Origin of the sequence: Mycobacterium sp., from assembly GCF_049281135.1 — a bacterium.
GTDB lineage: Bacteria > Actinomycetota > Actinomycetes > Mycobacteriales > Mycobacteriaceae > Mycobacterium.
In genome coordinates this window covers 1-11,865 of the sequence record NZ_JBAPRN010000190.1, presented here as the reverse complement: position 1 = coordinate 11,865, position 11,865 = coordinate 1, and the positions used below count along the sequence as shown (strand labels likewise).

The window sequence follows — 11,865 nt, the reverse complement described above, 5'->3', positions numbered from 1 at the left end:
CGCCGGCGACGTCGACGTTGTTGGGGTCACCGCGGGTGGAGGCGATAGCCCGCAAGCCCAGGTCGAGAACCGGCCCGCTCACCGAATCACTCTCCACCACAACGATATCGGCTCCTTCGGCCGAGATACGCTCGGCGAGCTGTTCGCCGGAATAGATGCGCAGCGGAGTCTGGTCGATCCACGGGTCGTAGACGACATCGACCAACTTCCGCAGCTTTTCGAATCCTTCGCCACGCAGCGGGGCCGTCACCAAAGCACGGGTCACGAGTGCCAATGCTGGCGTACGGTGACGCCCGTGTCACGCAAAGAGGTCACAATCGGCATCGACATCGGCACCACCGCCGTCAAAGCGGTCGCCGCCGATGAGGATGGCCGGGTGATCGCGCGGGCACGGATTCCGCACGAGTTGCGGGTGCCTGCGCCGGACCGGCTGGAGCACAACGCGGACGAGGCCTGGCGGCAGGGCCCGCTGACGGCACTGAACCAATTGGCGCGCCCGGACGCGCTCGCGGTCGCAGTGTCCGCGATGGTTCCGTCGCTGACTGCCGTCGACGCCGGCGGCCGGCCGATCACACCGGGGCTGCTGTACGGCGACGGCCGGGGTCGGGTTGCCGATGCTGATACCGACGGCCCTTCTCCGGTGGGCGAGGTCGGCGAATTCCTGCGCTGGACGGCCGCCCAAGCGCCGGATGCGGCCGGTTACTGGCCGGCTCCGGCGGTGGCCAACTACGCGCTGGCGGGCGAGGCGATCATCGACTTTCCCACCGCCTACACGGGGCTGCCGCTGTTCGACGGCACCGGTTGGAACGCCGAGGAGTGTGCGCGCCGCGGTGCGACGGTCGATCGGATGCCCCAGGTCGAAGCTCCTGGCGCCGCGGTCGGGCGGGTGGGGGACGCGGTGCTGGCGATCGGAGCCATCGACGCGCTGTGCGAGCAGATGGTGTCCGGCGCCGATGACGACGGCGACGTGCTGGTGCTGTGTGGCACCACGCTGATCGTGTGGGTGACCATCCCCCAGGCGCGTCAGGTGCCGGGCCTGTGGACCATCCCGACCATGACCGGCAAGAGCCAGATCGGTGGAGCGAGCAATGCCGGCGGGCTGTTTCTCGGCTGGGTCGATCGCGTCCTGGGACCGGGCGACCCCGCGGCGGCCGACTCGCGGCGAGTGCCGGTGTGGTCGCCGTATCTGCGCGGCGAACGCACACCCTTCCATGACCCGGACCGCCGCGGAATGCTCGATGGCCTCGACCTCACCCACGACGCGGCGGCGCTGCGACGGGCCGCCTTCGAGGCGTCCGGCTTCGTCGTCCGCCAGATCATCGAGCTGAGCGGAGCGAACGTGTCGCGGATCGTGGCCGCCGGTGGCGGTACCCGGGTCCAGCCCTGGATGCAGGCCATCGCCGACGCCACCGGCCGACCGGTGCAGGTGTCCGGGGTGGCCGAAGGCGCGGCGCTGGGCGCAGCGTTTCTGGCCCGGATGGCGGTGGGTGCGGAGTCGGCGCTCACCGACGCCGCCCGGTGGGCTGCCGTCGAGCGGGTGGTCGAACCGAGCCCGGCCTGGGCCGGCCCGGTAGCCGAACGCTACCGCCGGTTCATCGAACTGGCGTCGTTACGGTAGCTCCGCCGCGACGTACCTGATGTCCCCGAACGCGACCATCGAGGGAGCATCCGGGAATTCAAAACCGTTGGCGGCGTACAGCTCTGGTGTGGTGTGCACGATCGTCTGCCAGCCACGGGCGGCCAGGTACTCCGCGGCGTCGTTGCGTTCGCCGTCGTACACCAGATCGGCCCAGTTCACGTTCAGTCCGAGGCGGCGCCAGCGTTCGCTGATCTCGTTGCCACGCTTGTCGATTCGATCGCGGATGTCGGGAACATAGCCGGTGCCGATTCTGCTGCCGCTGAAACTGAGCGTGGTGATGTTGTCGAACAACCGATCCTGCGCGTCCGGCGGCAAGTAACCCAACAGTCCTTCGGCGATCCAGGCAGTCGGCCGCTCGGTGCTGAACCCGATGTCGCTCAAGGCGCCCACCCAATCGTCGCGCAAGTCGACGGCCACCGCTTTGCGGTCGGCGGTCGGAGCCGCCCCAAGATCGGCCAGTGTGCGCGTCTTGAATTCGATGACCTGCGGCTGGTCGATCTCGTAGACCACCGTTCCCGACGGCCACGGCAGCCGGTAGGCACGTGTGTCGAGCCCGGCGGCCAGGATGACGGCCTGGCGCACACCGGCTTTGGCGGCGTCGGTGAAGAAGTCGTCGAAGAACCGGGTTCGAACCGCCATCCCCTCGGCGAGCCGCTGTGAGGTGAAGGCCGGATCGTCGTCGGTGAGCTCGATGTCGCCGTTCATCATCTTGATGAAGGCTTCGACGCCGACCGCGTTGACCAATGGTTCGGCGAAGGGATCGTCGATCAGGGGGTTGGGGCCCTTGGACGCCATCGCGCGTCGGGCGGCCACTGCGGTGGCGGTGGCGCCCACGCTTGATGCCAGGTCCCAGCTGTCGCCGTCGTGACGTCCGGTTTCGCTTGCGGTCATCGGGAGAGCTCCTATCTGCGAGTTGCGATGACGGAGACGATGTTTCGGAATGCGGCCAGTGCATCGTCACCGGGGAAGACGCGACCGTATTCACCGAAGAGCTCTCGACGAGTGCGGGAGGACACGTCCCAACCGCGGTCGGTGAGATAGTCCGCGACGTTGTTGCGCTCGCCCTCGTAGAACAATCCCGACAAGTCGACGTCGCAGCCGATGTTGGCCCATCGGTCGCTCATTGCCTGGCCGCGCTCGGCCATCGATGGACCGCTGTCCGGGTGGTACTCGGTGGCGATCTGACTGCCCGGCGCGCTGAGCGCCGTGATGTGGTCGAACAGCCGGTCTTGCGCTTCCGGTGGCAGGTACATCAACAGGCCCTCGGCGCTCCAGGCCGACGGCTTGGTGTCGTCGAAACCGCTGTCGCGCAACGCTGTCGGCCAATCCTCGCGCAGGTCGATGCTGACCGTGCGGCGCTGTGCCGTCGGTTCGGCGCCCAGCTCTGCCATGGTCTCCGTTTTGAACACCACGACCCGAGGTTGATCGACTTCGTAGACGACGCTGCCGGCCGGCCAGTTCAGCCGGTAGGCCCTCGAGTCCAGGCCGGCGGCCAGGATCACGGCCTGATGAATGCCCGCCGCGGCGGCATCGACGAAGAACTCGTCGAAAAACCGGGTGCGCACCGCTATCGAGTCGGTTTCGGTCTGCAGTTCGGTAACGCCGTTCTCCCCGGCGTCGGCCGGCGCGATCTCCCCGTCGACCACCCGGGTGAAGAAATCAATGCCCACCGCCCGTACCAGAGGGGCGGCGAACGGATCACTGATGATCGGGTCGTTGTCCTCGGAGGCCAGCGCACGGGCCGCCGCGACCATCGTGGCCGTGGCGCCCACGCTCGAGGCCAGATCCCAACTGTCGGTATCACTGCGCGTCATAATCACCCTTCCGTCAGCACTCAGCTGTAGTCCTTTGATATTTAGCCAAGGTAAAGAGCCACTGAAACCTTACGCCTTGTTGCTGTGTGCGAGCTGTCGAGCGGGTGAGCGCCGCGGACAACGGCCTGGGCCTCGTTTCTGCGCGCAGGCCACCCGTTTGCAGGACGGCGCTGCGTGCGCTGTTAGTCTCGTAGACTGTCTGACGCGCGCCTGAACACGTCCTGGCCTGCATGTGCTCGGCGCGCGACGCAGGACCATACAAGACACTTCAATGCTGGCTACACCAGCAAGTAGGCACGCCGCGACCAGAGCTCGGCTGCGCAGGAGGAAGAGTGCTTTCGGCTTTCATCTCATCGCTGCGAACAGTCGACCTGAGGCGGAAGATCCTGTTCACCTTGGGCATCGTTGTGCTCTATCGCTTGGGTGCGACGGTCCCGTCGCCCGGCGTCAACTACCCCAACGTGCAGAAGTGCATCGCGCAGATCAGCGGCGGGGACTCGGCGCAGATCTACTCGCTGATCAACCTGTTCTCCGGTGGCGCGCTGTTGCAGCTGACCGTGTTCGCGGTCGGCGTGATGCCCTACATCACCGCGAGCATCATCGTGCAGCTGCTCACCGTGGTCATTCCGCGGTTTGAGGAGCTGCGAAAAGAAGGTCAGTCCGGCCAGGCCAAGATGACGCAGTACACGCGCTATCTGGCCATCGCGCTGGCCATCCTGCAAGCCACCAGCATCGTGGCGCTGGCAGCCAACGGAGGCCTGCTGCAGGGCTGCAGCCTGGACATCATCGCCAACCAGAGCATCTTCTCCCTGGTCGTCATCGTGCTGGTGATGACCGCGGGCGCGGCGCTGGTGATGTGGATGGGTGAGCTGGTCACCGAGCGCGGCATCGGTAACGGCATGTCGATGCTGATCTTCGCGGGTATCGCCGCCCGAATCCCGGGCGAAGGCAAGAGCATCCTGGACAGCCGTGGTGGGGTGGTGTTCACCACCGTCCTGGTGGCCGCGCTGATCATCGTCGTCGGCGTGGTGTTCGTCGAGCAGGGCCAGCGCCGCATCCCGGTGCAGTACGCCAAGCGCATGGTAGGCCGGCGGATGTATGGCGGAAGCTCGACCTATCTGCCGTTGAAGGTCAACCAGGCCGGCGTTATCCCGGTGATTTTCGCGTCCTCACTGATCTACATCCCGCACCTGATCACTCAGTTGGTCCGCAGCGGCAGCGGCGGCGGGGGCAACACGTGGTGGGACAAGTTCGTCGGCAATTATTTGTCGAACCCAGCCAGCCCGGTCTACATCGGCATCTACTTCGGGCTGATCATCTTCTTCACCTATTTCTACGTCTCGATCACGTTCAACCCCGACGAGCGTGCTGACGAGATGAAGAAGTTCGGTGGCTTCATTCCCGGTATTCGGCCGGGCAAACCGACCGCCGACTACCTGCGCTACGTGCTGAGCAGGATCACCCTGCCGGGGTCGATCTACCTCGGTGTCATCGCGGTGCTGCCCAACCTCTTCCTGAAGATCGGTAGCACCGGGACCGTGCAAAACTTGCCGTTCGGCGGCACTGCGGTTTTGATCATGATTGGTGTCGGCTTGGATACCGTCAAACAGATCGAGAGCCAGCTCATGCAACGCAATTACGAAGGGTTCCTCAAGTGAGAGTTGTGTTGCTGGGCCCGCCTGGAGCGGGCAAGGGTACGCAGGCCGTGCAGTTGGCCGAGAAGCTCGAGGTACCGCACCTGTCCACCGGTGACCTGTTCCGGGAGAACATCGGCAACGGCACCAAGCTGGGTTTGGAAGCCAAGCGCTACCTGGACGCCGGCGATCTGGTTCCGTCTGAGTTGACCAACGAACTCGTCGACGACCGTCTGAGCAAACCCGACACCAACGGCGGTTTCATCCTCGACGGTTACCCGCGCTCGGTCCAGCAGGCCAAAGCGCTGCACGACATGCTCGAGCGCCGCGGAACCGCGCTTGATGCCGTCCTGGAGCTTCGGGTGCCCGAAGACGTCTTGTTCGAGCGACTCCGATCGCGCGGCCGCGCCGACGACACCGACGACGTGATCCACAACCGGATGAACGTCTACCGCGACGAGACCGCGCCGCTGATCGAGTACTACAGCAGCGAGCTACGAACCGTGGACGCCGTCGGTTCCGTGGACGAGGTGTTCGCCCGCGCGCTGAAGGCCCTCGGGAAGTAACGGTGATCGGCCTGGCCGGCCTGCGTAGTCGGAAAGTGGTGCCACAACGCAGCCCCGCTGAACTCGACGCGATGGCCGCCGCCGGGGCCGTGGTCGCCGCCGCACTGGGTGCGGTGCGCAATGCCGCAGTTCCCGGGGTTTCGACGCACGAACTCGACCAGATCGCCGAATCGGTGATCCGTGACGCCGGTGCGACGCCGTCGTTCCTCGGCTACCACGGCTATCCGGCCTCGATCTGCTCCTCGGTCAATGACCGGGTCGTGCACGGCATCCCTTCGGCCACTGAGACACTCGCGGCCGGTGACCTGGTCTCCATCGACTGCGGGGCAATCCTGCACGGCTGGCACGGCGATGCCGCGATCACGTTCGGTGTCGGCCAGATCATCCCTGCCGACGAACTGCTGTCGCAGGCGACCAAGGAGTCGATGGAGGCCGGGATCGCGGCGATGATTCCCGGCAACCGGCTGACCGACGTATCGCACGCCATCGAAACCGGCACGCACGCAGCCGAGGCCCGCTACGGGCGCAAGTTCGGGATCGTCGAGGGCTACGGCGGACACGGCATCGGCCGGCAGATGCACATGGATCCGTTTTTGCCCAATGAAGGATCTCCTGGCCGCGGGCCCATGCTTGCCGTCGGCTCGGTGTTGGCGATCGAGCCGATGCTGACCCTGGGAACACGCAAAACCGTGGTGCTCGACGACGAGTGGACTGTCACTACCGCAGACGGCTCGCGTGCCGCACACTGGGAGCACACCGTCGCTGCGACCGAGGACGGGCCACGCATATTGACACTCGGTTAACTTCGTCGCCGGACTGAGTGAACCGAACGGACACCTAGATCGTGTCATCACCGAGAGGCTGGTGATGGGCATACCGGGCCCCGGCGCGGAAGCGATCGCTCTGAAGCGGCTGTGCGACGAGCACGCCGCCGCTTTGTGGCGCTATGCGTGGCGGTTGACCGGTGATCATGCCCATGCCGAGGACGTGGTGCAAGAGACCTTGCTGCGGGCGTGGCAACACCCGCATGTTTTCAACAACGGGCAGTCGCCGCGCGGCTGGCTGTTCACCGTTGCCAGAAACATGGTCATCGACGACCGACGCAGCGCCCGATTCCGCCATGAGGTCATACCGGCGGACGGCACGGGGCCGCCGGAACCGGCAGGTCTTGATGAGTCGAGCGGCGTGCTGAACCGAGCATTGATCGGCGACGCGATGGCACAACTGTCCGCAGAACACCGGGCGGTGGTCGGCCGCTCCTACTACCAGGGCTGGACGACGGCCCAGATCGCCGCCGATCTGGGGATCGCCGAGGGCACGGTCAAGTCGCGGCTGCATTACGCGCTGCGAGGACTTCGCCAGGCACTGGTGGAGATGGGTGTGACGCAATGACGGAATCGCGGAACGGCAACGTGCCGCAGGGCGACCACGAATACGCGATGTGGGACGCCGCCTACGTGCTGGATGCGCTGTCGGATACCGACCGCCGCGAATTCGAGATGCACATGGCCGGCTGCAGTTCATGCCGGCAAGCCGTGGCAGAGTTCGAGGCCATCGCGCCGATGCTGTCGCTGCTGGACGAGGAGCCCGCCACGGTGCCGGCATGCCCCGATCTGCTGCCCTCGCTGCTGGCGAAGGCCGACCAGCGGTTGGCCGCGAACCGGGTGGAGCTTGAGCTTCAGCCGGCGATGGTGGCGTCGACGGCGGTGGCGGCGGAGACGGTTTTCCCGGTCTTCCGCGCCGGCAACTATGCCCCCGTCCACGACGAGCTGACCACATTCGACCTGCCGGTCGATGGTCACATTCCCGCCGAGCTGAACGGCTGGTATCTGCGCAACGGTCCCAATCCGCGTTCAGGCCAAGGCCATTGGTGTGTCGGCGATGGCATGGTCCACGGAATCCGGTTGGAAAACGGTCGCGCCGCCTGGTATCGCAACCGCTGGGTGCGTACCGAGAGCTTCGATAATCCCGCCCCGCTCTACCACGACGACGGCAGCCGAAACCTGCACTCCAGCATCGCCAACACCCATGTGGTGCGCCATGCCGGCAAGACGCTCGCGCTGATGGAATTCTCGCTGCCCTACGAAATCAGCAATGACTTGAAAACGCTGGGCGCCTATGACTTCGGCGGCATGCTGACCGACTCGATGACCGCGCATCCCAAGATCTGCCCGAACACCGGTGAATTGCATTTCTTCGGCTGCGGCAACATTTTGGAACCGCATGTCAGCTATCACCGCGCCGATGCCGACGGGCGGTTGACGATCAGTCGCCCCGTCGACGTGCCGGCGCTGACCTTGATGCATGACTTCGCGCTGACCGCCGAACATGTCGTTTTCCTGGATTTGCCGCTGCTGTTCAACCTGCAGGCGGCGCTCACTGGTTCCTTCGACAGGAATTTGCCGTACCGCTGGGACGACCAGTATCGCGCCCGCCTCGGTGTGCTGCGCCGCGACGACCCCTATGGCCGGTTGCGGTGGTTCGACATCGATCCGTGCTTCGTCTTCCACGTCGTCAACGCCCACGACGTGACGGCGCCCGGTGAAAACGCCATCGCGCTGGAGGTGCTTCGGTATGACGAAATGTGGCGGCATAACAGTGAATTCGGGACCGACGCGGCGTTGTGGCGCTGGACGATCAACCTGGACACCGGGCTGGTCGAAGAGAGGCAACTCGATGACCGCGGAGTGGAGTTCCCGCGGATCGACGATCGGCTCTCCGGAACGTCTGCCCGCTACTCGGTGGCGGTCGGCAGCGGTGCGCTCGTCCGGTACGACCTGCAACGTGATACCGCGGTCGAGCACCGATTCGACGCCGCCGGCAGAGCCGGGGCGCCCGGTGAGGCGGTGTTCGCGCCCGCGGTCGGCCGGCCGGATGAACTCGCCGGTTGGTATTTGACGTATGTGTATAACTCGGTGACCGATAGCAGCGATCTGGTGGTCATCGACGCTTCAGACTTCGAGGGCGAGCCAGTGGCCCGGATCCGGATGCCGCGCCGTGTGCCACACGGATTCCACGGCAACTGGATCCCCGACTGAGCGAGATCACGGTGCTGAGTTGCCACGGTGAACTGGAAAGGTGCGCAGCTCGTATCACGTATCAGGAGGTGAGATCGAGTGAGTCGATTCACCAGTGCCGACAACGGCGAAGCCGCGTTGATGAAGGCGCTTTATGACGAGCACGCTGGACCGTTGTGGCGTTATGCGCTGCGGTTGACCAGTGACGCCAGTCGCGCCGAGGACGTGGTCCAGGAGACGCTGCTGCGGGCCTGGCAACATCCCGAGGTGATCGGCGACACCGAGCGCTCGGCGCGCGCATGGTTGTTCACCGTTGCGCGCAACATGATCATCGATGAACGCCGCAGTCCAAAATTCCGCAATGTAGTTGCTTCGCTGGAAGATTCGGGTGTACCGGAGCGATCCACCTCCGACGAGGTGGACTCGACGCTGGACAAGATGCTGATCGCCGATGCGATGGCCCAGATGTCAGCGGACCATCGAGCCGTGATCGAGCGGTCTTACTACCGGGGATGGACCACCGCCCAGATCGCCGCTGACCTTGACATCGCCGAGGGGACGGTCAAATCGCGGCTACACTATGCGGTGCGGGCACTTCGACTCTCTCTACAGGAGATGGGGGTGACCCGATGATTATATTCCGGGCCATCCGGGGGGCCTACGGCTACGAATGCCTGTTCATGGCGGCAATTGAGGTGACACGATGAGGGTGATCCGAGGTTTCGGGCATCCCGGTGACAGCGACGTCCCCGCTGGCGACACCCACGACTATGCGACCTGGGACGCCGCCTACGTGCTCGGATCGCTCTCGCCCACCGATCGGCGCGAATACGAGGCGCACCTGAGCGTCTGCCCGCTGTGCAACCAGGCCGTGAGCGAGCTCAGTGGCATGCCGGCGCTGCTATCGAAGCTCGACGGCGGCACGGTGGCCGCGATGGGTGCCGACGACCCCGCCGCAGCGCCGGACATGGCGCGGAATCTGCTGCCGTCATTGCTGTCCGAGGTTCATCGTCGTCGTCGCCGCGTACGCATGGTGACGTGGACGTCAGGGGCCGCTGCGGCCGTGCTGCTGGCGGTCGGTCTGTTCGTGAGCATCGCCTGGCAGCACCCGACGTCCTCGGTGCCGCCGCAGGCCAGCGTGTCCGCGCTGCCGATGGCCCAGATCGGTACCAATGCGCTGGCCTCGACGGTGTCGATCAGCAGCCAGCACTGGGGTACCTACATCGACCTCAACTGTGTCTGCCTGGCCCCGGTGACTGCCCATCACGACAAGCTGGCGATGGTCGTGGTGAGTCGCGACGGCTCCCATACTCAGCTGGCCACCTGGGTCGCCGACCCGGGCCACACGGCGAACCCGGCCGGCAGCATCTCGACGCCCGTCGACCAGATCGCGGCGGTGCAGATCATTTCCGCCGACAACGGACAGGTACTGCTGCAGCGCTCACTGTGAAACAGCTTGTAGCGCCGAAGATTTAACCGCTTGCCATCCAGCTGTGGAACATGCCACTCGGGTCGTAAGCGGCGCGTACCTGATCCAGCCGTGTCATGTTCGGTTCGGTGATGAACGTCGCGGAACGCCGCGCCAGATTCTCGTCGGCCAGCGAGATGCCGGTGGCCAGATGCGACATCGCTGCCATATTGGACGGGGCCCAGTCGCCATAGCGTGCGTCGTCGGCAGCATCCTGCCAGGCGGTGTAGAGCCCCAGGTAAATCTCGTCTTCCACGCCGTAGACCATCTCGGTGCGATCCGCGGACGGTTTCCAGCCCGCGAAGACGAAGTGCGACGGGTGCGGCGGCAAGGTCTCGATGATCTTGCGGATTCCCGGTAAAAGGTCGTCGGCGGGGGCCGACGTGAACATGTTGTCGACGCTATACCGATGGTCCGCAGGGTATTTCGCCATCACGGCCGAATACCAGTTGGCCAGCGTCGTCGGCATGTACGGAAGGGCAGCGGCTGCCCGTTCGATCACCGGGCAGGTGCCAAGGATGGCTAGCGCCTTCGCGGCCTCGTCGTCTGAATCGGCGAAAACCGGCGAGGCGATAGCGATCGTCGGCTCGTCGGGTCCGACTTCCGGCGCGTTGCGCGAGGTGAGGATTTGCAGTTCGACTCGATCGTCGATCTCGCCGCTGATCGAGCGGCCCCAGCTGAACACCTCGTCAGCAACGTCGACCGGGTACAGATACAGACACGTGCCCAATACGGCTGGACGCCGGTGCAGTCGCAGCGTGAATGACGTAACCACGCCGAAGAATCCGGGCCCGCTGCCACGGGCGGCCCAGTACAGGTCAGGGTGATGCTCAGGGTCGCAGTAGAGTGTGTCGCCTTCGGCGGTGACGACCTCCAGCCCGAGCACGCTCTCGCACGCCGGCCCGACGACCTTGCTGTTCCAGCCGTATCCACCTTGAAGCAGATACCCACCCAGGCGAATGCCCTCGCAATGGCCGGACGGGAAGAACATGCCCTGAGCATCCAGGTCGGTCGCAAACGCGCTGGCGACCACGCCCGGCCCGACGTGAGCGATCATCGCGTCGGTGTCGACACGGCAGTGACCGAGCCGGCTCACGTCGAGCAGCATCCCGCCATCGCGCAGATGGCTTGCGTTCCAACTGTGTCCGCCCGAACGAACGCCGACCTGGTAGCCCTGGGCCCTGGCATGGCGGATCGCAGCGACGACGTCATCGGTGTCGCACGCCTGCACGATCACCTCGGGAAAGCGCTGCGGTAGAAGGTTATTCCACACCGTCTCGCGACGGGCCGCCTCGTAGCCGTCTACACCGCGGTGGAAGAACCGCTTTGCGGTGAGTAACGCCATTGATCCCCCTTTGCTGAGGCCGTCAGGTAGTCCGCGATCTGATCGGCCAGTGGCGTGGCCGCCAGCCGGATCGCCCGCAACGGGCCGCTGGGTGGGATGCCGTAGCCGATCGCGAACATCCCGCCGCCCATGTCCGAGGCGAAGCCGCCGGGCGGATTGCCGTGTTCGTCGAGCACGCCGAGATGGCCGACCAGGCCGTCCAGATCGGGGTCGAAGCCCGTCGCGGCAATGATCACGTCGGGCGTGATACCAGTGCCGTCGGCCAGGATCACCCGCTTGGATTCGAGCGCCGCGACCGCGGCCACCACGTCGATCCGGCGCGCCCGTACAACGTTGACCAGCTCGTCGGCCAGCGTGGGGATTCGGCCACGCTGTTCCACGG

11 protein-coding genes and 2 pseudogenes are annotated in these 11,865 nt (G+C 65.5%); 8 read left to right on the top strand and 5 right to left on the bottom strand.

Going from position 1 to position 11,865, the window contains the following annotated elements:
- Nucleotides 1-274 (bottom strand): annotated as a pseudogene (locus WAN02_RS07975) (3-phosphoglycerate dehydrogenase); the annotation flags it as partial.
- A 21-nt stretch (nt 275-295) separates the two neighbouring features.
- Between WAN02_RS07975 and WAN02_RS07970 the strand changes: the two are divergent.
- Nucleotides 296-1,618 (top strand): xylulokinase, encoded by a 1,323-nt coding sequence (locus tag WAN02_RS07970; RefSeq protein WP_422263619.1) that lies wholly within the window; start codon nt 296-298, stop codon nt 1,616-1,618.
- Here WAN02_RS07970 and WAN02_RS07965 read toward each other — a convergent pair.
- Together WAN02_RS07965 and WAN02_RS07960 are read right to left on the bottom strand one after the other, a co-directional pair.
- Entirely contained in the window at nt 1,610-2,530 is a 921-nt protein-coding gene (locus WAN02_RS07965) for a class I SAM-dependent methyltransferase (protein WP_422263618.1), read from the bottom strand. The two genes, WAN02_RS07970 and WAN02_RS07965, sit on opposite strands and share 9 nt — an antisense overlap.
- Before the next feature lie 11 nt (nt 2,531-2,541).
- Complete coding sequence (locus WAN02_RS07960) at nt 2,542-3,453, bottom strand: class I SAM-dependent methyltransferase (protein WP_422263617.1); 912 nt, start codon at nt 3,451-3,453, stop codon at nt 2,542-2,544.
- A 332-nt stretch (nt 3,454-3,785) separates the two neighbouring features.
- Here WAN02_RS07960 and secY point away from each other — a divergent pair, with 332 nt between their 5' ends.
- From secY to WAN02_RS07925, 7 genes are all read left to right on the top strand, one after another.
- Nucleotides 3,786-5,111, top strand: coding sequence for a preprotein translocase subunit SecY (secY, locus tag WAN02_RS07955; RefSeq protein WP_422263616.1), 1,326 nt, complete (start codon nt 3,786-3,788; stop codon nt 5,109-5,111).
- Entirely contained in the window at nt 5,108-5,653 is a 546-nt protein-coding gene (locus WAN02_RS07950) for an adenylate kinase (protein WP_422263615.1), read from the top strand. Before secY ends, WAN02_RS07950 begins: the two co-directional genes overlap by 4 nt.
- Before the next feature lie 2 nt (nt 5,654-5,655).
- Entirely contained in the window at nt 5,656-6,456 is an 801-nt protein-coding gene (map, locus tag WAN02_RS07945) for a type I methionyl aminopeptidase (protein ID WP_422263614.1), read from the top strand.
- 64 nt (nt 6,457-6,520) lie between these two features.
- The gene (locus WAN02_RS07940; RefSeq protein ID WP_422263613.1) at nt 6,521-7,045 is read left to right on the top strand and encodes a sigma-70 family RNA polymerase sigma factor; all 525 of its coding nucleotides are present in this window, start codon (nt 6,521-6,523) and stop codon (nt 7,043-7,045) included.
- Entirely contained in the window at nt 7,042-8,691 is a 1,650-nt protein-coding gene (locus WAN02_RS07935) for a carotenoid oxygenase family protein (RefSeq protein WP_422263612.1), read from the top strand. Before WAN02_RS07940 ends, WAN02_RS07935 begins: the two co-directional genes overlap by 4 nt.
- 78 nt (nt 8,692-8,769) lie before the next feature.
- Nucleotides 8,770-9,303 carry a sigma-70 family RNA polymerase sigma factor gene (locus WAN02_RS07930; protein WP_422263611.1) on the top strand — a complete coding sequence of 178 codons (534 nt, stop codon included), beginning with the start codon at nt 8,770-8,772 and terminating at the stop codon, nt 9,301-9,303.
- A gap of 70 nt (nt 9,304-9,373) precedes the next feature.
- A complete protein-coding gene (locus WAN02_RS07925; RefSeq protein ID WP_422263610.1) occupies nt 9,374-10,120 on the top strand; it encodes an anti-sigma factor family protein in 747 nt (248 codons plus the stop codon).
- A 22-nt stretch (nt 10,121-10,142) separates the two neighbouring features.
- Here WAN02_RS07925 and WAN02_RS07920 read toward each other — a convergent pair whose 3' ends face one another.
- Together WAN02_RS07920 and WAN02_RS07915 are read right to left on the bottom strand one after the other, a co-directional pair.
- A complete protein-coding gene (locus WAN02_RS07920) occupies nt 10,143-11,483 on the bottom strand; it encodes an FAD-binding oxidoreductase (protein WP_422263609.1) in 1,341 nt (446 codons plus the stop codon).
- Nucleotides 11,441-11,865: pseudogene (locus tag WAN02_RS07915) on the bottom strand (NAD(P)/FAD-dependent oxidoreductase); the annotation flags it as partial. The pseudogene WAN02_RS07915 and the gene WAN02_RS07920, both read right to left, overlap by 43 nt.